A 23,423-nucleotide genomic window follows, 5' to 3' on the forward strand; every position below is an offset into this window, starting at 1 on the left:
GAGCTATGACTGGGCGGTAACGCCGGCGGGCTGGTTTTCGGCCGCCGCGGAGAATTCGGTGAAGGCTCCCCGGAAGGCTGCGGCGGGGTGCCGGCCGTTGAGCCGCGGCCCGGCGCCGAAGAGCTTCTCGCGCAGGGTTCCCGGCGCGTAGCCGGTCTGGGCGAGGCCGCGGCTGCGCAGTTCCGGCAGCACACCGTCGATGAAGTCGGTGTAGGAGCCGGGGATGGTCTGGTTGATGATGTTGATGCCGTCAATTCCGGCGTCCTGCCACTGCTCGAGACGGTCCGCGATCTGGTCCGGCGTTCCCACCACCCGGTTGGCCCGGCTGCGGTAGAGCGCAATGTCGCGGAGGGTGGGATTGCCGCCTCGGACGGAAGCGCGGATAGCCGTGAGATGCCCCTGGCTGCCTTCCGTCTCAAGGTCCCCGAGCGGGGTGTCCAGCGGCAGCCCGCCGAGGTCGACGCCGAACCCGCCGCCCACGTGGGCCAGCAGGGCCTCAATGTCCAGGCTGTCCTCGAGCTCGTCGGCCTTGCGGAGCGCCTCGGCCTCCGTGCCGCCCACCACGAAGTGCATGCCCTGGAGGAACTTCACGTCATCCGGATGGCGGCCGGCGGCAACGGCCTGTTCCCGGACGGCCGCGGTGTACTTCGCGGCCACGTCGGTGCTCGGCGCGAGGGTGAAGGTGGCCTCGGCGTTGGCGGCGCAGAACTGCTGGCCGCGGCCGGAGCTTCCGGCCTGGAAGAGCACCGGGGTGCGCTGCGGCGAAGGGGCCGCGAGGTGGGGTCCGTCGATCGAGTAGCGGGGTCCGCGGTGGTAGATCTTGCTGACTTTTTCCGGGTCGGTGTGGACTCCGGTCTCCTTGTCCCGGAGCAGCGCATCGTCTTCCCAGGACCCTTCCCACAGTTTGTAGGCGGCCTCGACGTATTCGTCCGCCCAGTCGTAGCGTTCGTCATGCTTGGTCAGCTCGGTGGCGTTGAAGTTCCGGTGCGCGTTTTCCAGCACGCTGGTGACGATGTTCCAGGCCACCCGGCCGCCGCTGATGTGGTCCAGCGTGGACATCTGCCGGGCGAACTGGAACGGATGGCTCTGAATTACCGACGACGTCGCGGCCAGCCCGATCTCCTGCGTTCCGGTGGCGAGCGCGGACAGCAGGATGAGGGGGTCGTTGGACGGCACCTGCAGGCCCTTTTTCAGCAGCGATGCCCACCCGCCGTCGTAGTCGCCGTACAGACCGACGACGTCGGCGAAGAAGATCGCGTCAAACTTGGCGTCTTCGAGCTGGCGGGCCAGGTCGGTCCAGAGCTGGAGTTCGTTGAACCGGTGCTGCTGGGCTTCCGGGCGCCGCCACTGGCCGCCCATGATGTGGCTGGACGTGTTCATCACGAAGGCGCTGATCAGCAGGCGGGGGCGGGGTCCGTCGAAACGGGTACTGGGTGTTGACGTCATGGGGTGCTTTCCGCTGAGGGAGGTGGGAAGAGGGTGCTGCCGGCGCTCAGAGGCGCTTGTCCAGGCGCCGGGCAACATAGGATCCGCCCAGCTGAACGATGGTGACCAGCAGGATCATCAGGACAATCGCGGTGATCATGAGCGGCGTTTCGTAGCGGTAATAGCCGTACCGGATGGCGAAGTCGCCGATTCCGCCGCCGCCCACCAGGCCTGCCATCGCCGAGTAGGAGATGAAGCTGACGGTCATGATGGTGATGGAGCTGACGAGTCCGGGCTTTGCCTCCACAATCAGGACGTCCCGGACGATCTGGGACCGGCTGGCGCCCATGGACCGTGCCGCTTCGACCACTCCGCCGCCGAGCTGGCTCAGGTTCTGTTCCACAAAGCGGGCGAAATACGGAATGGCGTTGAGGGTCAGCGGGACAATGACGGCGGCCGTGCCGATGGTCGTGCCGACAATGAACCTGGTCACGGGAATGATTGCGATCAGCAGGATCAGGAACGGGAACGAGCGGAGCAGGTTGACCAGCCCGTCCAGGACCCGGTGCAGCTTTGGCCTGTGCTTGAGCCCGTTGGGACCGATGGTGTAGAGCAGGACACCTAGCGGTGTGCCGAGCAGCACCGCCAGCGGGATGGCCACCAGCAGCATGGTGAGGGTCTGTCCCATGGCGACGTCGATTTCGGGCAGGATTTCCAGGATGCGGTCAAACATTGATCAGGCCCTCCGACGCGGCTGTGGTGTGGGTGCCCCTCCCGGAGCGGTCCAGCTGGATCTCATCGGAGACCAGGTAGCGGCCGATCGACGTCGCCGGGTGGAAGCCGGGGCGCTGGAGTTCGGCGAGGTCGAACTGCTCCACCACCCGGCCTTCCTCCATGACCGCGACGTTGTCCGCGATGGCCTTGATGACGTTCATCTCGTGGGTGACCACCACGATTGTGATGCCGAATTCGGCGTTGACGTCGGCCAGGTACTGCAGGACCGATGACGTCGTCCGGGGATCCACGGCCGACGTCGGCTCGTCGCAGAGCAGCACCTTGGGCCCGGTGGCGAGGGCGCGGGCGATCGCCACCCGCTGCTTCTGGCCCCCGGAGAGTTTGGCCGGATACGTTCCCGCTTTGTCGGCGAGGTCCACGATTTCCAGGGTTTCGGCGGCCCGCCGCCGGCGTTCCGCCTTCCCGACGCCGGCGAACTTCAGGGACAGCTCCACATTTTCCTGGGCTGTGAGGTTGTTGAGGAGATTAAAGTGCTGGAAAATCATGCCGATGTCGTGTCGCTTGGTCCGGAGCTCGGCGTCGGACAGGGTCACCAGGTCCACGCCGTCCACCAGGACGCGGCCCGACGTCGGGCGCTCGAGGAGGTTGATGTTGCGCAGCAGCGTGGATTTGCCGGCGCCGGAGAACCCGATGATGCCCTGGATGGTGCCCCGCCTGATGTGCAGGCTGACGTCATCGACGGCCGTGAAAGGTCCCGCGGCTGAAGCGAATGACGTGCTGACGTTCTGGATCTCGATCACAGGCCACCACCTGCTCGGGGCCGCGGCGCCGCCGCTGTCTGCGTGTTCATGATTTCCTCCGGGCTCGCCCGAGGAAAGCCCTGGGTCCTTGCTTCCGGGCAGCGCTGAGCGAAGCCGCGGAGCCTCAGAACACAGTGGTTCTCCATCGGTCCTGGCGGTAGCACCGTCCTCAAAGGAGGGGGTTGCTGCGGCGTCACGGAGCCAGATCTCTCAGCCGCTCGGGATGGTTACGAGTCCATCTCACACGGCAAGGGACCGGATACTGAAAAAGCCGGTCACATTTTGTAACCGACTCTTCCCGATCTGTTGATCGTCATTCCCGGGCCGTTAGATGCCCACGCGCCAGCCTTCGCGGGCGGGGCACGCGTTCACGACGACGTCCAGCCCGGCGGCCTTGGCGCGGTCCGTCGCGGCGTCGTCGAAGACGCCCAGCTGCAGCCAGACGGCCTTGGCGCCTACTGCGATGGCCTCGTCTATGACGGCCCCCACCCTGTGGGAGTTGACGAAGCAGTCCACGACGTCGATCGGGTGCTTCTCCGGAGGGATGTCAGTCAGGGAACGGTACCCCTTCTCGCCGTGGACGTCGTCGCCCGGAAGGTTGACCGGAATGATGGTCATGCCCATCCGGTCCCGGACATAAAGGGAGACGTCAAACGCTGAGCGCCATTCGTTGGTGGTGAGGCCGACCACCGCCCACGTGCCTTTGGTTCGCATGAGGCGGTCAATGACTGCCGGATCGTTAACATGGGCCATGCATCAACCTTACTCCTGCGACCTTTCCGGACAATTGTCGAATAAATGAATGATCTGGACCGGACGCACGCCGGGTGAACGAATATTACAGCGCTCCCGGCGCCGATTTTGCGGAATGGTGCATCTGAAGCTCTAGTAGGTAATGACCATCCCGAGCGGCCGAGAGACCTGGATCGATGACGCCGCAGCAACCCCCGGTGACGTGAGACGACCATTCCCACGCAACCGTTCCGCCCTCCTTCGCTGAAATTCGAGGGAGCCGGAGCGACCAAGGGTGCTACTGCCAGGACCGATGGAGTGCAGCAATGACCCCTGAGAATTCTTCCGCCCTGCCCACCTTTGCCCGGACCGCGTCCGAGGCAATCCCACAAACCACTTCGGACGCGACGGCGAACGAAGCAGGGCTGCGTGACGCGCCCGGCTCCTCTCGCGGCTCTTCGGGATGGTCCCTGAACGAGCCCACGGACGGCGCAGTGCACGGCGTCCCCGCCGACGGGCCGGCGCGTCACCGCAGCACCACCTCCGGAAACCATCCTCCCCGGCACGGCGCCGCCGCGACCGCGGGAACTGCCCAGGCAGAGACGGTTGCGTTCTGGGAAACCCAGGCTCTCCGCCTCGACTGGGCGGACCTGCCTGGCGCAGCAACGGATCGCGCCAAGCCCTGGCACACGGCGCACCGCCGGGTCCCGGCCGACGTCGAGGCCGGCGTCGGACCGCAGATCACCTGGTTCGAAGGGGGCAGACTCAATGTCGCCTACAACTGCGTCGACCGCCACGTAGCGGCGGGGCGCGGGGACAAGGTGGCCCTGCACTTCGAGGGCGAGCCCGGTGACCGCCGTGCCGTCACCTACGCCGAACTCCAGCGCGAGGTCTCCAAGGCCGCCAATGCCCTCCTGGATCTCGGCATCACCAAGGGCGACCGGGTGGTCATCTACCTCCCCGTCATCCCCGAAACCGTGATCATCACCCTCGCCGTGGCCCGCATCGGCGCCATCCATTCCCTGGTCTTCGGCGGGTTCTCCGCCGAGGCCCTGAAGTTCCGGGTGGAGGACACCGGCGCCAAGCTCCTGGTCACCACCGACGGCCAGTTCCGCCGCGGCACCGCCGTGCCGGTCAAGGACAACGCGGACGCCGCCGTCGCCGGCGACAACGCCATCGAGCACGTCCTGGTGGTCAACCGGACCACACCGGCGGGCGAGCTGGACACGGTCCCGATGACCGCGGGCCGTGATGTGTGGTGGCACGACGCCGTCGGCACCGCTTCCGAGACTCACGAAGCCGAAGCGTTCGACGCCGAGACGCCGCTGTTCATCATGTACACCTCCGGCACCACCGGCAAGCCCAAGGGCCTGGTCCACACCTCCGGCGGCTACCTCACACAGGCGTCCTGGAGCTTCGAGCACCTGTTCAGCAACCCCGACCCCACACTGCGGGAGAAGGACGTGCACTGGTGCACGGCCGACCTCGCCTGGGTCACCGCGCACACCTACGAGCTCTACGGCCCGCTCTCCAACGGCGCCACGCAGGTCATCTTCGAGGGCACACCCAACACCCCGCACCCGGGCCGGCATTTTGAAATCATCGAACGCTACGCGGTCACGCAGTATTACACCGCGCCCACCCTGGTCCGCTCCCTCATGGGCTGGTTCCCTGACGGCGTCCCGGACAGGTACGACCTCTCCTCCATCCGCCTCCTCGGCACGGTGGGCGAGGCCATCAACCCCGAGGCCTGGCGCTGGTTCCGGACCAACATCGGCGCCGGCACCGCCCCGGTAGTGGACACCTGGTGGCAGTCCGAAACCGGCGCCACCATCCTCTCCCCCGCCCCGACGGACACCGCGTTCAAACCCGGCTGCGCAGCCCGCCCGCTGCCCGGCGTCAGCACGCGCATCGTGGACGACGCCGGCAACACGGTACCGCCCGGCGTCCAGGGTTTCATCGTGGTGGACTCCCCCGGCCCGGCGATCGCCCGGACCGTCTGGGGCAACCCGCGCCGCTACTTCGATTCGTACTGGCGCCAATACGCCGAGCAGGGCTGGTTCCTCGCCGGTGATGGCGCCAAGTATGACGACGACGGCGACATCTGGATCCTCGGGCGGGTGGACGACACCCTCAACGTCTCCGGACACCTGCTCTCTACCATCGAGGTCGAATCGGCGCTCGTCACCCACCCGGACGTTGTGGAGGCCGGCGTCTGCCCGGTTGCGGACCCAAAGACCGGCCACGCGATCGTCGCGTTCGTGGTGCTGAAGGATTCGGCGGCCACCCCCGACATCCAGGGTGTGCTGAAGGCGCACGTCGCGAAGGAGATCGGGCCGATCGCCAAGCCGCGGGACGTCGTCGTCGTTCCCGATGTGCCGAAAACCCGCAGCGGCAAGATCATGCGCCGGCTGCTGACCCAGCTGTTCGAAGGCACAACGCTCGGTGACACCACCTCGCTGCAGAACGAACCATCCATCGCGGGCATCCAGGATGTGCTGCGCGACCGCGCCGCGGAACGCCTGGCAACAGCAAGCCCCACCCGGAAGTAAAGGAACACCCATGACTAAGATCAGCAACGTCGCCCGTCTTTCCGAACCGCTCAAGTTCGCCTATTGGGTCCCCAACGTCTCCGGCGGCCTGGTGGTGTCCACCATCGAACAGCGCACCGGCTGGGACTTCGAATACAACAAGAAGCTGGCCAGAATCGCGGAGAACTCGGGCTTCGAATACGCCCTGACCCAGACCCGGTACGCCGCCTCCTACGGCGCGGACAAGCAGCACGAGGCCACCTCGTTCAGCCTGGCGCTGCTGGCCGCCACCGAGCGGCTCAAGGTGATCTCCGCCGTCCATCCGGGCATGTGGCACCCCGGCGTGCTGGCGAAGTACATCATCACCGCGGACCACATCTCCAACGGCCGCGCCGCCGTGAACATCGTCTCCGGCTGGCTCAAGGATGAATTCACCAACTTCGGCCTCGAATGGCTCGAACACGACGAGCGCTACGTCCGCACCGAGGAATTCATCAAGGTCCTCCGCGGGCTCTGGACCGAGCAGGATTACAGCCAGTCCGGCAAGTACTACAACATCACCGACTTCACCCTGAACCCGGCACCGGTGGACGTGCCGGGCCGGGCGCACCCGGAGATCTTCTTCGGCGGAAACTCCACGGCCGCGCAGGCCACCGCCGGCCGGGTGGCTGACTGGTACTTCTCCAACGGCAAGGACCTCGACGGATTCAAAGAGAACATCGCCGGCGTCGTCGCGGCCGCCGGAGACAGTGGGCGCGGGGCCGGGGGCGCCCTGCCCACACTCACCTCTCCCAGGTTTGGCCTGAACGGCTTCGTCATCGCCCGGGATTCCGAGAAGGAAGCCCGCGACACCCTCCGCGAGATCGTCGAGAAGGCGCACAAGCCCGCCGTGGAGGGGTTCCGCGCCGCCGTCCAGGAAGCCGGGGCGTCCACCAAGGACGGCAAGGGCATGTGGGCCGACTCGAGCTTCGAGGACCTGGTCCAGTACAACGACGGCTTCAAGACGCAGCTGATCGGCACCCCGGAGCAGATCGCCGAGCGGATCGTGGAGTACAAGAAGATCGGCGTGAACCTGTTCCTGACCGGCTACCTGCACTTCCAGGAGGAAGTCGCCGCGTTCGGCCAGGACGTCCTGCCGATTGTCCGCGGACTCGAGGCCGACCTCGCCCGGAAAAACGGCGTCGAACTGGACCTGTCCCGGACCCCGGCGGCAAACGGCGCTGCCAGCAAGCTGGTGAACGCGTAATGGCTGACCGCAAGTACGGATTCCGCACCCGCGCGCTGCACGCCGGCGGCACCCCCGACGCCGAGCACGGCGCCCGCGCCGTGCCGATCTACCAGACCACCTCCTTCGTGTTCAAGGACACCCAGGACGCCGCGAACCTCTTCGCGCTGCAGAAATACGGCAACATCTATTCCCGGATCGGCAACCCCACCGTGGCCGCCTTCGAGGAGCGCATCGCCTCCCTGGAGGGCGGAATCGGCGCGGTGGCGACGTCGTCGGGCATGGCGGCGGAGTTCATCACCTTTGCCGCGCTGACCCAGGCCGGGGACCACATCGTGGCCGCCTCCCAGCTCTACGGCGGCACGGTCACCCAGCTGGACGTCACGCTGCGCCGCTTCGGCGTGGACACCACATTCGTCGCCGGCACCGATCCGGCGGACTACGCCGCCGCGGTGCGCGGGAACACCAAGGCGATCTTCGTGGAGGTGGTGGCCAACCCGTCCTCGGAAGTCCAGGACCTTGCGGCCCTCGCGAAGGTGGCGCACGACGCCGGCGTCCCGCTCGTCGTCGACGCCACCTTGAGCACGCCCTACCTCGTGCGGCCGATCGAGCACGGGGCGGACATCGTGATCCACTCCGCCACCAAGTTCCTCGGCGGCCACGGCACCACCCTCGGCGGCGTGATCGTCGAAAGCGGCCGCTTCGACTGGGGCAACGGCAACTTCCCGGCCATGACCGAGCCCGTGGCCTCCTACGGCAACGTCTCCTGGTGGGGGAACTTCGGCGAGTACGGGTTCCTCACCAAGCTGCGCTGCGAACAGCTGCGCGACATCGGACCCGCGCTGTCCCCGCAGTCGGCGTTCCAGCTGCTCCAGGGCGTGGAGACGCTCCCCCAGCGCCTCGACGAGCACCTGAGGAACGCCCAGGCCGTGGCCGAATGGCTGGAAGCGGACGAGCGCGTGGCCTATGTGAACTTCTCCGGCCTGCCCTCGCACCCGCACTTCGAGCGGGCCAGGAAATACCTCCCGCTGGGTCCGGGCTCGGTGTTTTCCTTCGGCGTCAAGGGCGGCCGGGCCGCGGGGCAGACGTTCATCGAGTCCCTGCAGCTGGCCTCGCACCTGGCCAATGTGGGCGACTCCCGGACCCTGGTCATCCACCCCGGGTCCACCACCCACCAGCAACTGAGCCCGGAACAGCTCGAGTCCGCAGGTGTCCCCGAGGACCTGGTCCGCATCTCCGTGGGCCTCGAGGACATCGATGACATCCTCTGGGACCTGGACCAGGCGCTGGCCGCCGCCTCGGAGGCAGCAGCCCCGGATGCATCCGCAGAGGCTGAAGCCTGCACGATCGGAGCGAACTGATGAGTGTTGAAGAACGGACCTGGACCGGCCCCTCGGCGCCGGAGCGCCTGAACCTGCTGCGGCAGGCGAAGTCGATCGCGATTGTGGGCGCATCCGACAAGCCCTCGCGCGCGAGCTATTTCGTGGCCACCTATCTGCAGTCCTCCACCCGGTACAAGGTCTATTTCGTGAACCCGGTGGTAAAGGAAATCCTGGGCCAGCCGACGTATGCGTCACTCGCGGATCTGCCGGAAAGCCCGGACATTGTGGACGTGTTCCGCAAGCACGGCGACTTGCCCGGCGTCCTGGATGAGGCCATTGCCGCCGGCGCCAAGACCCTCTGGCTGCAACTGGGCTCCTGGCACGAGGACGTCGCCAAGGAGGCCGAGGCCGCCGGACTCGACGTCGTGATGGACCGCTGCGTGAAGATTGAGCATGCCCGGTTCCACGGCGGCCTGCACCTGGCCGGGTTCGACACCGGAGTTATTTCTTCCAAGCGGCAGGTCCAGGCCTAACTCCACCCACCTGCCACCCCACCCCGTTGCGCTATCACTTTGGGCCGTTTCTGAGCGCTCAGAAACGGCCCAAAGTGATAGCGCGACCGGGTTAACAAAGGGGTCTAGAGGTTTATGGCTGGCCGGGGGCCTTGGTCGGAACGGCGGCCGGCAGAGTTGGCGTGATGTGGCCCGGAACGCGCGGCAGGTCCTTGCCCGCGTTTCCGCCGCCGCCCGGAAGGCCGGGCGATCCGGGCAGCCCCGGCGCCCCGGGCCGCTGCCCGGGGGTCGGCAGGATGCCGTCGCGGCCGACGGCGGGGGGCGAGGCGGCCGGCGCGTGTCCGGCCGCCGGGGCGCCCGGAGTGCTGGAGCTGCTGGGCGTCGATGCGCCGGAAGGGTCAGCACCGGGCGTTCCGGGCGTGCCGTGGCCCGGCGTGGCGGCGGGCGCGGGAAGGGCGGGGATGGTGGACGGCGAGGGCTGGACACGCCCCGGAGCCGGTGTGCCGCCGTGGCCCGGAGCCTGGAAGATGACCCCGACGGTGTGGCTGACGCTGTGCCGGAAGTCCTCGCTGGATGCGGCCACGGCGCCGGCACCAAGGGTCATGGCACCCACGACGGCGCCGCCGACGATTGCCAGCCGGCGCTTCCGGCCGCGGCGCTCGGCCAGGCTGGTGACTCCGGCCGGCAGCGGTTCACCGGCGTCATTCTTCGCGGACGCGACGGTGGGCAGCGCCGTCGTCGTGGCGAAGTCAGGGTCGGCTGGAACGGCTGCTCCGGCTGTTCCGGCCGCGAGCAGGGCCGCGAGGTCGGCGCGGGGCGCGGGAGCCGCATCCGGGACCACGGCGCGGAGCTGTTCCAGTGCGCTCCGAAGCTCGGCAGCGGATTCGAGGCCGGAGTCGCCCAGCATCGCCTGGATGGTGCCATCCTGCTGGGGGTCGCGGGTGCCGGTCATGATGCTGCGTGGTCCTTTTCGGTTACGAGTTCGCGCAGGGCACTGAGCCCGCGGCGCTGAAGCTGCTTGATGGCACCCGGCGTCTTGTCCATGATGCCGGCCACCTGTTCGATGGAGAGGTCCGCGACGATCCGCAGGACCAGAACCTCGCGCTGCTCCTCATTGAGCCTCGCGAGAGTGTCCGAGATACCGCCCAGGGAGCCGAGCGCTTCGTCTTCGGCGGATGCCGAGTACCGGGCGTCGTTCAGCGGATCGTATTCGGCCAAATGCGGAGTGCGTTCAGCCCGCCGCCTGTAGTCGACCAGCCGCGCGTGGGCTACGGAAAAGATGAAGGTCCTGAGACCTGCGTGGCCGCCGCTGACACCGCCCAGTTTTGGCAGGACGTCCACGAACACGTCTTGGGTCAGGGCCTCCGCGTCGTCCACGCCCCGGACCCGGAAGTAGCCCAGCACGGCCGGCGAAATGACCCTGTACACCGCACTGAACCCCGAGGGGTCACCAGCTAAGGCGGCTGACAATTCGTCATCGCTTAGCTGCTGCGCCAAGAGGCTGTCCTTCCGTTACTGCTGGGGTGCGGCCCCCGCAAGTCTAGCGGCCGCACCCCCGAGCCCTTCAAAATGAGGGCTCTCTCCTTGCTTGCAGACCCGCGCCCGGGTCCAGGCCAATCAGCCGGAAATTACTTGTCGTGCTGGGGCAGCTCGACGGACGGCTGGGCCGGGACGGCCGGAGTTGCCGGAACGCCGTTGGCGCCGGGGACCGCGGGGACGGCCGGAGTTGCCGGCACTGCGGCCTTCACGTTGGCGTTGGCGTGCGCCTCGCCGGCAGCACCCTCTGAGTCCACGGAGCCGTCTACGGAACCGTCAGCCTCGGTGCCATCAACCTCGGCGTCGGTGTGGCCTTTGGCCGTGCCGTCGGTGGACGGTGCAGCCGGAACCGCGGGGACGGCCGGAACGGCGGGCTTCGCCGGCAGCGTCGGTGTGGCCGGAACGGCCGGGACAGCCGGCGTGGCGGGCGTAGCGTGGTTCACGTTGGACTGCTGGGTGCTGGAGACCTGGGCCGCATTGGCCAGTCCGATGCCGGAGAAACCTCCGACTGCCAGGATGGCGGCGCCGACAGCAATCTTGGTGGTCTTGCTAACACTCTTCATAACAGACATACATCCTTTGTTTTTTGGTGGAAGGCGGGCTGAGGCCTCGGGGGGCAGTCGACAGCCCGCTCTCGCCAGAAAAGGCTGGCCGGCGCCCATGGGGGCAGGCGCCGGCCGGCACTTACGGTGGAAGGCCAGCCGGTGACTGGTGGGGGTCCAGGCTCCGGCGGCGCTTACAAAGGAGTAATCGCTGGATGGGTCCGAAAGGTTACGCGCTGTTCGGAAATTTTCTTGATTTCTTTTTTGAGCCGTCGCTGCAGGGGCTTAACGACGACGGCGGCGGGTCCCACCAGGGGAGCCGCCGCCGTCGTGCGCAGTGTCAGGAGCGGAAGAGTCCGCTGTAGGCGTTTAGGGCTATCTGGCCGCCGAGGTGGGCGTAGAGGACATTGCTGCCGGCCGGAATTTCCCGGCTTTTGACGAGGTCGATCAGCCCGGCGAAGGACTTTCCCTCGTAGACGGGATCGGTGATCATGGCCTCGAGCGAGGCGCCCAGCCGAATGGCCTCCAGGGTGGAATCGACGGGAATCCCATAGAGGTCCCCGGCCCAGCCCTCCATGACGTTGATTTCCTCGTCCCGGAGTTCCCTGCCCAGGCCGATCAGCTCGGCGGTGTTCCGGGCGATGCGTTCCACCTGGTCACGGGTCTTCGCCAGGGTTGCCGAAGCGTCGATGCCGATCACGCGGCGCGGTTTGTCCTGGCCGGCAAAACCCGCGATCATCCCGGCGTGGGTGGAGCCCGTGACGGTGCAGACGACAATCGTGTCGAAAAAGATGCCGAGCTCGCGCTCCTGCTCTTGCACCTCGTAGGCCCAGTTGGCGAAGCCCAGACCGCCCAGCCTGTGGTCGGACCCGCCGGCCGGGATCGCGTAGGGCTTGCCGCCGGCGGCTTTGACCTCTTCGATGGCGGTCTCCCAGCTGCTGCGGATGCCAATGTCGAAGCCCGCACTGTCCAGCCGCACGTCGGCGCCCATGATCCGCGAGAGCAGGATGTTGCCTACCCGGTCGGACAGCGGATCGGGCCAGTCGACCCAGTTTTCCTGGACCAGGCGCGCTTTGAGGCCGAGCTTAGCGGCCACCGCCGCGACCTGGCGGGTGTGGTTGGACTGGTAGCCGCCAATCGAGACGAGGGTGTCCGCACCCTGCGCCAAGGCCTCCGGGACGAAGTATTCAAGCTTGCGCGTCTTGTTGCCGCCAAACGCGAGGCCGCTGTTGACGTCCTCGCGTTTCGCCCAGATCTGCGCTCCGCCCAGGTGTGCGCTGAGCCGCGGCAGCGGATGGATGGGGCTCGGGCCAAACATCAGGGGGTAGCGTTCGAAATCGGTGATGGCCATCGTCGGTCCTTCGCTAGCGGTGGATACGGTCACAGCAAATATGCAATATATTGCATTGTCGGATGCGAGCTCCGGCAGGGCAAGGGGGATATACGATATGTTGCATGCCCGTACCCTCGCTCGCCGGAGTCCACAAGCGGCCGCTGCTGCGGGACAACGTCTTTGAATCGATCCGTAACGCGATCGTCGATGGCACCTTCGAGCCGGGCGAACGGCTGAAGGACGCCGAACTGGAAGCGTGGCTCGGAGTGAGCCGGACACCCATCCGCGAGGCGCTGCTGCGGCTGGAACGCGCCGGCCTGGTGGTTGCGCTGCCGGGCAAGGCGACCATCGTGGCCCCGTGCGACCCGGCCTCGACCCTCAGCACGCAACAGGTGGTGGCGGGACTGCACGAGCTGGCAGCACGCCTGGCCGTCCCGACTCTGGCGGAAGAGCACCTCGCCGCGATGGCCGGGGCCAATGCGCGCTTCGAACGGGCCCTGCAGGCGGCGGACGTCGAGTCGGCGCTGCGTGCCGATGACGATTTCCACGCCGTCTTTGTCACCGTCAGCGGCAACCCGGTCCTCCGGGACCTCCTGGAACAGACCACCCCCGTCCTGCGCCGGGTGGAGCGGATGCGCTTCGGCTCATTTGCCGCCCGGGAATCGGTGGCGCAGCACGCTGACATCATCCGGCTCGCCCGCCTGGGCGACGCCGAGGCCGCCGCCAGGGCGTGCCGGGAGAACTGGCTCTCGCTGCGGTTCACGTCCGCGGAAGACCCCGCCTAGAACCGGCGCGGTCCCGGCTGGGCCCGACGTGACCCAGGCATGGCCGCGGCCTTAACTGCGACGGCGGCGGGTCGCCCCGCAGGGGCGACCCGCCGCCGTCGTACGCCGGTTGGTGACGCGTCAGTCAGTGTTAGCCAGTGTCAGTCGAGGATCAAATCGTTGACAACGATCGTCTGGTCGCGGTCCGGGCCTACGCCGATCGCGGAGAACCGCGTGCCGGAGAGCTTTTCCAGGGCAAGGACGTAGTTCCGGGCGTTCTCCGGCAGGTCCTCCAGCGTGCGGGCGCCGGTGATGTCCTCGGTCCAGCCTTCGAAGTATTCGAAGATCGGCTTGGCGTGGTGGAACTCGGTCTGGGTCATGGGCATTTCGTCGTGCCGAACGCCGTCGACGTCGTAGGCAACGCAGACCGGAATCTGTTCGATGCCCGTCAGCACATCCAGCTTGGTGACGAAGTAGTCCGTGAAGCCGTTGACCCGGGAGGCGTGGCGTGCCAGGACGGCGTCGTACCAGCCGCAACGGCGGGGACGGCCGGTATTGACGCCGAACTCTCCGCCGGTCTTCTGCAGGTACATGCCCATCTCATCGAACAGTTCCGTCGGGAACGGCCCTGCGCCCACGCGGGTGGTGTAGGCCTTGATGATGCCGATGGAACGCGAGATCCGGGTGGGGCCGATGCCGGAGCCCACGGAGGCACCGCCCGCGGTCGGGTTCGAGGACGTCACGAAGGGGTAGGTGCCGTGGTCGACGTCCAGGAAGGTGGCCTGGCCGCCTTCCATGAGGACCACCTTGCCCTCGTCCAGGGCGGTGTTCAGGACGTAGGTGCTGTCGATGACCAGCGGGCGGAGGCGCTCGGCGAAGGACAGGAAGTACTCCACGATCTCGTCCACCTCGATGTCCCGGCGGTTGTAGACCTTGACCAGGAGCTCGTTCTTCTGGCGCAACGAACCCTCTACCTTCTGGCGCAGGATCGAGGCGTCAAAGACGTCCTGGACGCGGATGCCGAGGCGGGCCACCTTGTCCATGTAGGCCGGGCCAATGCCGCGGCCGGTGGTGCCGATGGCACGGCTGCCGAGGAACCGTTCGGTGACCTTGTCCAGGACCTGGTGGTAGGGCGCCACGAGGTGCGCGTTGGCGGAGACGCGCAACTTGGAGGTGTCCGCGCCGCGGGCCTCCAGTCCGTCGATCTCCTGGAACAGGGCTTCCAGGTTCACCACGCAGCCGTTGCCGATGATCGGAACCGCGTTCGGGCTTAGGATGCCGGCCGGAAGGAGCTTGAGCTCATACTTCTCACCGCCTACGACAACGGTGTGCCCGGCGTTGTTGCCGCCGTTGGGCTTGACGACATAGTCGACGCGGCCGCCAAGCAGGTCAGTGGCCTTACCTTTGCCTTCGTCGCCCCATTGGGCTCCGACGATCACGATTGCTGGCATGGGATCCTCCCCCATTCGTTCGGGCCGAACTGCGTTTATTGACCAGGTGGTCCCCGCAGCTCAGCGCCGTTCATGAGAATGCCCCGAATCTATCGCTGTGTTCGTGTCCAACGCCAGAGTTCCGGGGCTCTTACCACCCAAGTTTAGCCGAAATCGGTGCCCGGCATCGCTTTGGGTCCTTGCTTGGACGCGCCGTCCAGCCGGTGGTGAACGCCAGGGCGGGATCCGCGAGGGAGGCCACGCGTCCGCCGCGGCAGGGGACGAGCCCCTATGTCGTTCGTCATAGATGCATCATCCACCCGCTCAGGCCCGACACATAGCGGGCACCCCTTGCGGGAGAGCGCGGGGTGGAATTGAGTGGGAGTGAGAATCCCGAGCGGCCGAAAGGAATCCGCGCCATGCCCCGGACCACTGACCACATCCGTGTGACCCATGCCGGCTCATTGCCCCGCACGCCGGAGCTGATCGCCGCGAACGAGGCCAAGGAAACCGACGGCATCACGCCCGAATTCCTGGACCTGCTCGAAACCTCAGTGGTGGACGTCGTCCAGCGCCAGAAGGAGCTGGGAATCGACGTCCCCAATGACGGCGAGTACGGGCACACGATGTCCAGCTCCGTGGACTACGGCGCCTGGTGGAATTACTCCTTCTCACGGCTCGGCGGCCTGGAACCGACCGACGTGGACCGCTGGGCCGACGCCAAGGTGCACCGCTCCTCGCCCGGCCACATCGTCCTGACCTCCTTCCCGGACCGCCGGGACCGGCAGAAGTTCGATGACGCCTACAACGACCCCTCCTCCGGGATCCTGGCCCACCGCAAGGCCGTCACACAGCCCAAGATCGCCGGGCCGCTGACGTACACAGGCCAGGAGCTCGTGGCCTCGGACGTTGCCAACCTCAAGGCCGGCCTGGCGGCGGCCGGGCTCGCCGAGGGGTTCATCGCCTCCCTCTCCCCCGGTTCATGCGCCCGGGTGGCCAACGAGTACTACGGCAGCGACGAGGAACTCCTCTACGCCTGCGCCGACGCCATGCGTGAGGAATACAAGGCCATCATCGACGCCGGCCTGACAGTCCAGCTCGACGACCCCTCCCTGGCCGAGAGCTGGGACCAGATCAACCCGGAGCCGAGCCTGGCGGACTACCTGAAGTTCATCCAGCTCCGGGTCGAAGCAACGAACTGGGCGCTGCGCGGCCTTCCCCAGGAGCAAATCCGGCTGCATGTCTGCTGGGGTTCCTGGCACGGCCCGCACACCACGGACATCCCCTTTGCGGACATCGTCGACTCAGTCCTGCAGGTCAATGCCGGCGGCTACTCCTTCGAGGCTGCCAACGTCCGGCACGAGCACGAATGGCGCGTCTGGGAGGATGCGAAGCTTCCCGAGGGGAAGGTCATCATCCCCGGCGTCGTCTCGCACGCCACCAACGTCGTGGAGCATCCGGACCTCGTGGCCGACCGGATCGTGCGCTTCGCCGAGCTCGTGGGACGTGAAAACGTGATTGCGTCCACCGATTGCGGCCTGGGCGGCAGGGTGCATCCCCAAATCGCGTACGCCAAGCTGGAGGCCCTGGGCGAAGGCGCACGCCGCGCCACCCGGCGGCTCTGGTAGCAGCACCGGCCCGGCGGGGTCCAGCCCGGCGCTGCATTTCGCGGGGCTTGATAGACTTATAAGGATCGACCAGGAATCGGTCCACACCACATTTTCAAACCACACCAATGCTCCGCATGCCCGGTATCCGGCGTGCCTGCATCCGGTGTGGCTGCTTTGCCAATCCCGCAGGAGACCCAGCAACATATGACAGCCCTGGCCACCGAAAATTTCCGCGAAGAGCTTCTGAGCCGCCGGTACGAACCCAACGTCGCCCCCGTCAACGAGCTCCTTGACGTCCTCCAGGCAACCAAAGCTGGCACCGCTGTCCCCTACGTGGACCCCATGCACGACGTCGACGAGTGCCGGATCATCAGCCTGTACTCCAACATCGGCACCGCTGACGCGTCAGGCTTCATCACCGCCGGCGACGACGAGGCCGCCACCCGCATGCTGGGCATCCAATGGAAGCTCGGCCTCCGCCCCGAATTCGTCATGCCCTGGAACGTCCACCCGTGGCACGTCCCCGGCGAGCCGAACGGCAAGTTCACGCCGGACCAGATTTCCGCAGGCCTGAAGCCGCTGCTGAAGTTCCTGGCCCTCGTTCCCCGCGCCTCCGTGATCATCGCCCACGGTACCGAGGCCAACCGCCTGGCCAACCTGCTGCTCAAGACCGAAGTGCCCATGATCTGGCGCCGCGGCCTCAAGACCTACAAGGTCCGCTCGCTCAGCGGCCGGGCGTTCGCCGGCACCCCGGCCCGGCAGGAAGAGTACCTGGCGGAGATGCACACCGCGTATGCCGACGCCATGGCCCGCACGGGCCTGGCCAAAGCCAGCTAGTCCCCACCTGCACCCTAGCCTCGCAAGCTCGGCCAGGGGACCCTGCAGGCGTGGGCCCACCCACCAGACTCGAACACCCACATGCACTCGAACACATAACGACGGCGGGCTCCTACCTTAAGGTGGGAGCCCGCCGTCGTTGGTTAAACCCCAACGCGGGGTCACTTCCGGCCCATCCACCGGAATGGAATGGGCCGTAAGTGACCCCGCGTTGGGGTTGGTTGCCCGCCTCAGCCCTCGGCTTCGATGGCCGCCTTCGCGCCGGGATCGGAATCCTTCAGGAACTTTTCGATCCGCTCCGGCTCCTCGGCCTCGCCGATCGCCGCGGACGCACGGCCAAGCGAGTAGAGGGAGCGCAGGAAGCCTCGGTTGGGTTCGTGCTCCCACGGGATCGGCCCGACCCCGCGCCACCCGTTGCGGCGCAGCGAATCCAGGCCGCGGTGGTAGCCGACCCGCGAGTACGCGTAGGAATCGATGGTGCGGCCCTCGTTCCAGGCCTCCTCGGCGAGAATGGCCCACAGGAGCGAGGAGGTGGGGTGCTTCGCCACGAGGTCCACGGCTTCCTGGCCGAGCGCGAGATGCTGGTAGATCTCGCTCTCGGCAGGCAGGAGCGTGGGCTCGGGACCCATCAGATTTTTCCGGAACTCATCAGACATGGCTAGAAGGTCTTGCCGGTGGAACCCAGCTGCTGGGCGGCCTCGACCACGCGGGCGGCCAGGCCGGCCTCCGCCGAAGCGCCCCAGACGCGGGGATCGTAGAGCTTCTTGTTGCCGACCTCGCCGTCGACCTTCAGCACGCCGTCGTAGTTGCGGAACATGTGGTCCACCACGGGGCGGGTGTAGGCGTACTGGGTGTCGGTGTCGATGTTCATCTTGATGACGCCGTAGGAGACGGCGTCCGCGATTTCCTTGTCCGAGGAGCCGGAGCCGCCGTGGAACACGAGGTCGAACGGGTTGGCCTTGCCGATCTTGGCGCCGACCTGCTCCTGGATGTCCTTGAGGATCTCGGGGCGGAGCTTGACGCCACCCGGCTTGTAGACGCCGTGCACGTTGCCGAAGGTCAGGGCCGTGATGTAGCGGCCGTTTTCGCCGGAACCGAGCGCGTCGATGGTGGCCAGGGCGTCCTCGACCGTGGTGTAGAGCTTGTCGTTGATGGCGTTCTCGACGCCGTCTTCCTCGCCGCCCACGGTGCCGATCTCGACCTCGAGGATCATCTTGGCGGCGGCGGTGCGCTCGAGCAGTTCGCGGGCGATCCGCAGGTTTTCCTGCAGGGTCTCGGCGGAGCCGTCCCACATGTGCGAGTTGAAGAGGGGGTTGCGGCCTGCCTTGACCTCGGCCTCGGAGGCGGCGAGCAGCGGGAGCACAAAGCCGTCCAGCTTGTCCTTGGGGCAGTGGTCCGTGTGCAGGGCGATGTTCACGCCGTAGTTCTTCGCGACTTCGCGGGCGAACGCGGCAAAGCCGAGCGAGCCGGCAACCATGTCCTTGGTGGCGGCGCCGGACCAGTAGGCCGCACCGCCGGTGGAGACCTGGACGATGCCGTCGGACTCGGCCTCGGCGAAGCCGCGCAGGGCGGCGTTCAGGGTCTGGGAGGACGTGACGTTGACCGCCGGGAAGGCGAAGCCGCCCGTCTTTGCGCGGTCGATCATCTCGGAGTAGATCTCTGGGGTTGCAATGGGCATGCTGACTCCTAATGTGAATTTCGTCTACGGGCTGGTGATCCTGGAGGGAACCTCGTCGGCTAGGAACCATCCTAGCCATTCCTGCGCCGGGGCCGTGTCTCCGGTCACGTGGCCCCTGTAACACTCGCGGCCGGGGACTTCGGTCATGGTTCCGGCCTGCCGGCGGACCGGCCGGCGCCGGCCCCGCCGCCGGCGTTGCGCCGGCCGCCGGCGTTGCGCGTGGCGCGGGCTTTCCGCGTGGCGCGGGCTTTCCGGATCCGCCACGTGATCACGGCGGCCACCACGACTGCCGCAACCACTGCGGTGACGCCGCGTCCGGCAGATGTGGCTGCCGCTTGGTAGGAGTTCCCGGCCAGGTAACCGAGCAGGACAAATCCTGCACCCCACACCAGGCCGCCGGCAGCATTGAAGGCCAGAAACTTCAGGTAGGGCATCCGTGAGCTGCCGGCCAGTGCGGGCATGACGGCGCGGAAAAATGCCACAAACCTGCCCAGGAAAACCGCTGAACCGCCTCGGAGGCGCAGGAATTCCTGCGCCTTTTCAAGGCTGGCCAGACGCCTGTTCATGACCTTCAGACCCAGAAGTCTCGGTCCCAGGTGTTTACCGACCTCGTATCCGGCTGAGTCCCCGATGATCGCGGCCAGCACGACCACGACCATCACGGACCACAAGGGCAGGACCCCGCGGCTGGCCACCACCCCGCCCAGAACCGCGGCGGTCTCGCCGGGGACAACGAAGCCGACGAAGAGGGCATCCTCGGCGAAGACCAGCAAACCCACGATGATCAGGGCCAGCGGAGGATCTACATTCAGGACGCTGTCCACAAACCCGCTCACCGGGTTTCCGCTCCCCTGCCGGACGGGACGGACTCATCCGACGTGCAACGGTGATGCCTTCGGTCCTGGTCCACATCCTTCTCCTCGCGCGTTCGCCTTGCACCGACAGCGTCTGCTGGTTTGCGACCCAAGTCAACGGCACGCTTGCCGGTGCGGAACTTCCGGGCCACGGACGCCTAAGAGTGGCGTTAGCCCGGGAGCTGGCCGAACACGTGGCGGCGGATCCAGGCGTGCATCGCGATCGCGGCGGCGGAGGCTGCGTTGATGGAACGGGTGGAGCCGAACTGCTCGATCGACAGGGTGTCCAGTGCCGCTTCGTGGACTTCAGGGGTCAGGCCCGGGCCTTCCTGGCCGAAAACCAGGACGCAGTCCTTGGGCAGTTCGTAGGTCTCCAGCGGCACGGAGTCCGGGAAGATGTCGATCCCGATGATCGCCAGCCCCTCCCCCTGTGCCCAGGCCACGAAGTCCTCGACGGTGGGGTGGTGGCGGACGTGCTGGTAGCGGTCGGTGACCATGGCCCCGCGGCGGTTCCACCGGCGTCGTCCGATGATGTGGACTTCCTTGGCCAGAAACGCGTTGGCGGTCCGCACCACGGTGCCGATGTTGAGGTCGTGCTGCCAGTTCTCGATCGCGATATGGAAATTGTGGCGCTTGGAGTCGAGGTCGGCCACGATCGCCTCGTGCTTCCAGTACCGGTACTTGTCCACCACGTTGCGCCGGTCGCCGTCCGCCAGCAGGTCCGGGTCCCAGTGCCCGCCCTGTGGAAGTTCGCCTTCCCACGGGCCGACGCCGACCTCCGCCTTCGGTTCCGGCCCTTCCTCTGCGGCGGGAAGGGACGGGGCGGGGCTTTCGGGCTGTTCAGTCACTCCTCAACATTAGACTGGGAGCCAGTAAGCAGCACATCACCAGCGGCGGAGGTCCCCCATGGCAGAGTCAGACGAAGTACGCTCATCCGCGTCGGTGTACCGCAGCGGCCAGGAAATCGAATGCTGGCTCACGGACATGGACGGCGTGCTGGTCCACGAGAACCAGCCCATCCCGGGCGCGGCGGAGCTGATCCAGCGCTGGGTGGATACTTCCAAGCGGTTCCTCGTGCTGACTAACAACTCGATCTTCACGCCCCGGGACCTCGCGGCCCGGCTGAGCTCATCCGGCCTGGAAATCCCGGAGGAGAACATCTGGACCTCGGCCCTGGCCACGGCCCAGTTCCTCAAGGACCAGGTCCGCGGCTCGGAATCAGGAAACCGCGCCTACACCATCGGCGAAGCAGGACTCACGACGGCGCTCCACGAGGCCGGCTTCATCCTCACCGACCAGAACCCCGACTTCGTGGTGCTCGGCGAGACCCGCACCTATTCGTTTGAAGCCATCACCATGGCCATCCGCCTGATCCTCGCCGGCGCGCGTTTCATCGCCACCAACCCGGACGCCACCGGGCCCTCGAAGGACGGCCCCATGCCTGCCACCGGGGCCATCGCTGCCCTCATCACCAAGGCCACGGGCCGCGAACCGTACATTGTGGGCAAGCCCAACCCCATGATGTTCCGGTCGGCGATGAACCAGATCGACGCGCACTCGGAAACCACGGCCATGATCGGCGACCGCATGGACACCGACATCATCGCTGGCATGGAGGCGGGCCTGCACACGGTGCTGGTGCTCAGCGGCATCACCCACCGGGACGACATCGCCGCGTATCCGTTCCGGCCCAACCAGATCCTGAACTCCGTGGCGGACCTCAAGACCCAGATCTGAGCAACACCCCAGAACGCGCCACCTCAGAACGCGGTCTTCTTCCCGCCGCCGCCCGGCAGCGGGAAGAGGTCGTCCTGGAGTTTTTCGATGATGGGCCGGTAAATGAACGGGCTCCAGCCGGGGCTCGCGTGCTCCGGCCTCGCCCCGTCGGTGCGCAGGTCATCCGAGACCATGTTGGTTTTGAAGGACAGTGACCAGGTGTCCCGGGCGGTCTCGTAATCCACCGTCTTGTCCCGGGGGTTGCCGATGAACGCCATCTTCGTTGCGCCCAGCTTCCCGACGAAACGGCTGGCCTCAAAGTGGAAGATGTAGGCGGATTCGGACTGGATCAGCACGCTGGACGGCGCGATCGGGGACAGCTGTTCCAGGGTCTGGTCCACCACCTGGCCCCAACTGCGTTCGTTCTTGTGCAGCATCCTCTCGCCGAGCTCGTAGCCGCCGCGCAGCACTGTGGGGAAGCGGAACCCGCTCTCGTAGAGCACCACCACGCCCTCGAACCAGCTCTGGTCCAGCACGTCGTGCCGGCTCGCCGGGCTGGAGTCGAGGAGGATGAACGCCACTTCGACGCCGTGCAGTTCGCGCAGCCGGGCCGCCACCTGGGTTGCCACCATGCCGCCGAAACTATGGCCGTAGAAGTAGAGGGTGGTGAGATTGTGGGCGCGGACGTGCTCGATCACGGCGATGACCACCTCGTCGATGTCCAGGCCTTCGTTGGAATACCCGACGGCGGCGAGCTGGCCCCTCTTGTTCAGGGAGCCACGCAGCGCGTTCAGGATCCACAGGGCTTCTTCCCAGCTCGTTTTGTAGCCGGGGAACAGGATCCAGCTGGCGTGGGGGTAGTACCGTTCCGCAACGTCATCAGGTACTTCGAGGATCCGGCTGACACGCCGCTCGGCCTGCACGCGCTGCGTGAACAGCATGTCCGCCGCCAGCAGCGACGCGGACCCGGTGCCGATCAGGAACGACCGCCGGGAAACCCGTTTAAGCTCGACGGCGCGGCGGAGCATGCGGGCCTCGGAAGCACCGGGGCCTCGCGGATGGTTCGGATCCATCTCGGCCGGCACATCTCTACCGTATCCACGGTTCGGCGGGGATGAGAAACCGGACCATACAGCGGTCCCGAAGGTCAGCGTGGAAGCGCCGCTGGCGCGCCGCTGGCACGCCGCTGGCGCGGTCGGCGGTTACGCTGGTTCGGGCTCGCGGCCGACCTCGCGGCGGCTGATTTCCATGCCGATCTCGTCATACGTCGCCAGGAGTTCCGAGCGGGCCATGTCGGCGGGATCATCGAGGAGGCCGAACACAGAGTCGCTCGCGGCGAAGAGTTCGTCGTCGGAGAACCGGGTCAGCTTCCGGGTGCCCGAGGGATCGATCGAGGCCGTAAATTCCCCGGCCATGTCCAGCGGGGGCAACGCGGCGGAATCGTCGCGGTGCGCGGTCAGTTCCAGGGAGACTCCGCCGGGAGCCGGCATGCCGGCGACCTCCGAGCCGGAGGTCCCGCCGTCGATCGCGTTGAGGTCGTTGCGCAGGCCGGCCAGCGCCGCTGATTCCACGAATGCGGCCAGGCCGAGGTCGACGCGGATGTGCGAGATGATCCCCATGCGGCGGACGCGCTGGATAATTTGCATCAGGGAGGGACGGGAGGCTTGCGTGAGGCTCCCCCGGACACTAATCCGGACGACGTCGGAAACGACATCGAGTTTGACGTGGGCTTGCAGTGTTTGGTCCATAGGTACTCCAAAGAAGGATGTCTATGGCCGACGGCTCAACCGCATTCAGCGTATCCGCGCTTGTAGTCGCACACAAGTCATAGGCCGCTGCCG

Annotated in this window: 23 protein-coding genes and 1 riboswitch; of the genes, 8 read left to right on the plus strand and 15 right to left on the minus strand. The window is 66.8% G+C overall.

What is annotated here, in order from left to right; all coding sequences use genetic code 11:
* Nucleotides 1-3: 3 nt before the first annotated feature.
* From B5X90_RS17995 to B5X90_RS18010, 4 genes are all read right to left on the minus strand, one after another.
* Nucleotides 4-1,446, minus strand: a complete 1,443-nt coding sequence (locus B5X90_RS17995) for an LLM class flavin-dependent oxidoreductase (protein ID WP_079555304.1) — start codon at nucleotides 1,444-1,446, stop codon at nucleotides 4-6.
* A gap of 46 nt (nucleotides 1,447-1,492) precedes the next feature.
* On the minus strand, nucleotides 1,493-2,158 hold the full coding sequence (locus B5X90_RS18000) for a methionine ABC transporter permease (protein WP_079555305.1): 666 nt from the start codon (nucleotides 2,156-2,158) through the stop codon (nucleotides 1,493-1,495).
* On the minus strand, nucleotides 2,151-2,960 hold the full coding sequence (locus B5X90_RS18005; protein ID WP_043436621.1) for a methionine ABC transporter ATP-binding protein: 810 nt from the start codon (nucleotides 2,958-2,960) through the stop codon (nucleotides 2,151-2,153). The genes B5X90_RS18000 and B5X90_RS18005 overlap by 8 nt, the downstream gene beginning before the upstream one ends.
* A 139-nt stretch (nucleotides 2,961-3,099) precedes the next feature.
* Nucleotides 3,100-3,190, minus strand: a riboswitch (SAM riboswitch).
* 97 nt (nucleotides 3,191-3,287) lie between these two features.
* Nucleotides 3,288-3,713: a CoA-binding protein gene (locus tag B5X90_RS18010; protein ID WP_079555306.1), complete on the minus strand. Its 426-nt coding sequence runs from the start codon at nucleotides 3,711-3,713 to the stop codon at nucleotides 3,288-3,290.
* Nucleotides 3,714-4,018: 305 nt separating this feature from the next.
* On the opposite strand from B5X90_RS18010, the gene acs reads away from it, so the two are divergent.
* From acs to B5X90_RS18030, 4 genes are read left to right on the plus strand one after another with little or no spacing between them, the layout of a single operon-like run.
* Nucleotides 4,019-6,244 (plus strand): acetate--CoA ligase, encoded by a 2,226-nt coding sequence (gene acs, locus B5X90_RS18015; RefSeq protein WP_079555307.1) that lies wholly within the window; start codon nucleotides 4,019-4,021, stop codon nucleotides 6,242-6,244.
* 10 nt (nucleotides 6,245-6,254) lie between these two features.
* Complete coding sequence (gene sfnG / locus B5X90_RS18020; protein WP_079555308.1) at nucleotides 6,255-7,469, plus strand: dimethylsulfone monooxygenase SfnG; 1,215 nt, start codon at nucleotides 6,255-6,257, stop codon at nucleotides 7,467-7,469.
* A complete protein-coding gene (locus B5X90_RS18025; protein ID WP_079555309.1) occupies nucleotides 7,469-8,809 on the plus strand; it encodes an O-acetylhomoserine aminocarboxypropyltransferase/cysteine synthase family protein in 1,341 nt (446 codons plus the stop codon). The genes sfnG and B5X90_RS18025 overlap by 1 nt, the downstream gene beginning before the upstream one ends.
* Nucleotides 8,809-9,303 (plus strand): CoA-binding protein, encoded by a 495-nt coding sequence (locus tag B5X90_RS18030; protein WP_079555310.1) that lies wholly within the window; start codon nucleotides 8,809-8,811, stop codon nucleotides 9,301-9,303. The genes B5X90_RS18025 and B5X90_RS18030 overlap by 1 nt, the downstream gene beginning before the upstream one ends.
* A 112-nt stretch (nucleotides 9,304-9,415) precedes the next feature.
* On the opposite strand, the gene B5X90_RS18035 is transcribed toward B5X90_RS18030, so the two are convergent.
* The 4 genes from B5X90_RS18035 to B5X90_RS18050 all read right to left on the minus strand — a co-directional run bounded on the left by B5X90_RS18035 (nucleotide 9,416) and on the right by B5X90_RS18050 (nucleotide 12,711).
* A complete protein-coding gene (locus B5X90_RS18035; RefSeq protein ID WP_079555311.1) occupies nucleotides 9,416-10,234 on the minus strand; it encodes a hypothetical protein in 819 nt (272 codons plus the stop codon).
* Nucleotides 10,231-10,779 (minus strand): RNA polymerase sigma factor, encoded by a 549-nt coding sequence (locus B5X90_RS18040; RefSeq protein ID WP_179129190.1) that lies wholly within the window; start codon nucleotides 10,777-10,779, stop codon nucleotides 10,231-10,233. The genes B5X90_RS18035 and B5X90_RS18040 overlap by 4 nt, the downstream gene beginning before the upstream one ends.
* A 131-nt stretch (nucleotides 10,780-10,910) precedes the next feature.
* Complete coding sequence (locus B5X90_RS21310; protein WP_079555312.1) at nucleotides 10,911-11,381, minus strand: hypothetical protein; 471 nt, start codon at nucleotides 11,379-11,381, stop codon at nucleotides 10,911-10,913.
* Nucleotides 11,382-11,700: 319 nt separating this feature from the next.
* Nucleotides 11,701-12,711 (minus strand): 1-aminocyclopropane-1-carboxylate deaminase, encoded by a 1,011-nt coding sequence (locus B5X90_RS18050; protein WP_079555313.1) that lies wholly within the window; start codon nucleotides 12,709-12,711, stop codon nucleotides 11,701-11,703.
* Nucleotides 12,712-12,815: 104 nt separating this feature from the next.
* Here B5X90_RS18050 and B5X90_RS18055 point away from each other — a divergent pair, with 104 nt between their 5' ends.
* The gene (locus B5X90_RS18055) at nucleotides 12,816-13,478 is read left to right on the plus strand and encodes a GntR family transcriptional regulator (protein WP_079555314.1); all 663 of its coding nucleotides are present in this window, start codon (nucleotides 12,816-12,818) and stop codon (nucleotides 13,476-13,478) included.
* Nucleotides 13,479-13,618: 140 nt separating this feature from the next.
* On the opposite strand, the gene B5X90_RS18060 is transcribed toward B5X90_RS18055, so the two are convergent.
* The gene (locus tag B5X90_RS18060; RefSeq protein ID WP_079555330.1) at nucleotides 13,619-14,908 is read right to left on the minus strand and encodes an adenylosuccinate synthase; all 1,290 of its coding nucleotides are present in this window, start codon (nucleotides 14,906-14,908) and stop codon (nucleotides 13,619-13,621) included.
* A 398-nt stretch (nucleotides 14,909-15,306) separates the two neighbouring features.
* Here B5X90_RS18060 and B5X90_RS18065 point away from each other — a divergent pair, with 398 nt between their 5' ends.
* Together B5X90_RS18065 and B5X90_RS18070 are read left to right on the plus strand one after the other, a co-directional pair.
* Nucleotides 15,307-16,515, plus strand: a complete 1,209-nt coding sequence (locus B5X90_RS18065; protein ID WP_079555315.1) for a cobalamin-independent methionine synthase II family protein — start codon at nucleotides 15,307-15,309, stop codon at nucleotides 16,513-16,515.
* Between the two features lie 186 nt (nucleotides 16,516-16,701).
* Complete coding sequence (locus B5X90_RS18070) at nucleotides 16,702-17,334, plus strand: uracil-DNA glycosylase (protein WP_079555316.1); 633 nt, start codon at nucleotides 16,702-16,704, stop codon at nucleotides 17,332-17,334.
* Between the two features lie 230 nt (nucleotides 17,335-17,564).
* On the opposite strand, the gene B5X90_RS18075 is transcribed toward B5X90_RS18070, so the two are convergent.
* The 4 genes from B5X90_RS18075 to B5X90_RS18090 form a co-directional block, all read right to left on the minus strand.
* Nucleotides 17,565-17,990 carry a DUF3151 domain-containing protein gene (locus B5X90_RS18075; protein ID WP_018776136.1) on the minus strand — a complete coding sequence of 142 codons (426 nt, stop codon included), beginning with the start codon at nucleotides 17,988-17,990 and terminating at the stop codon, nucleotides 17,565-17,567.
* A 2-nt stretch (nucleotides 17,991-17,992) separates the two neighbouring features.
* Nucleotides 17,993-19,012: a class II fructose-bisphosphate aldolase gene (fbaA, locus tag B5X90_RS18080; protein WP_018776137.1), complete on the minus strand. Its 1,020-nt coding sequence runs from the start codon at nucleotides 19,010-19,012 to the stop codon at nucleotides 17,993-17,995.
* Nucleotides 19,013-19,155: 143 nt separating this feature from the next.
* Entirely contained in the window at nucleotides 19,156-19,848 is a 693-nt protein-coding gene (locus B5X90_RS18085) for a DedA family protein (RefSeq protein ID WP_079555317.1), read from the minus strand.
* A 188-nt stretch (nucleotides 19,849-20,036) separates the two neighbouring features.
* Nucleotides 20,037-20,714, minus strand: coding sequence for a TrmH family RNA methyltransferase (locus B5X90_RS18090; protein ID WP_079555318.1), 678 nt, complete (start codon nucleotides 20,712-20,714; stop codon nucleotides 20,037-20,039).
* A 58-nt stretch (nucleotides 20,715-20,772) separates the two neighbouring features.
* Here B5X90_RS18090 and B5X90_RS18095 point away from each other — a divergent pair, with 58 nt between their 5' ends.
* Nucleotides 20,773-21,603 (plus strand): HAD-IIA family hydrolase, encoded by an 831-nt coding sequence (locus B5X90_RS18095; protein WP_079555319.1) that lies wholly within the window; start codon nucleotides 20,773-20,775, stop codon nucleotides 21,601-21,603.
* A gap of 23 nt (nucleotides 21,604-21,626) precedes the next feature.
* On the opposite strand, the gene B5X90_RS18100 is transcribed toward B5X90_RS18095, so the two are convergent.
* Nucleotides 21,627-22,655 carry a thioesterase domain-containing protein gene (locus tag B5X90_RS18100; protein ID WP_079555331.1) on the minus strand — a complete coding sequence of 343 codons (1,029 nt, stop codon included), beginning with the start codon at nucleotides 22,653-22,655 and terminating at the stop codon, nucleotides 21,627-21,629.
* Between the two features lie 129 nt (nucleotides 22,656-22,784).
* Nucleotides 22,785-23,330: a hypothetical protein gene (locus B5X90_RS18105; protein WP_079555320.1), complete on the minus strand. Its 546-nt coding sequence runs from the start codon at nucleotides 23,328-23,330 to the stop codon at nucleotides 22,785-22,787.
* Between the last annotated feature and the right edge of the window lie 93 nt (nucleotides 23,331-23,423).

This window comes from Arthrobacter sp. 49Tsu3.1M3, from assembly GCF_900168135.1.
Classification (GTDB): Bacteria; Actinomycetota; Actinomycetes; order Actinomycetales; family Micrococcaceae; genus Arthrobacter.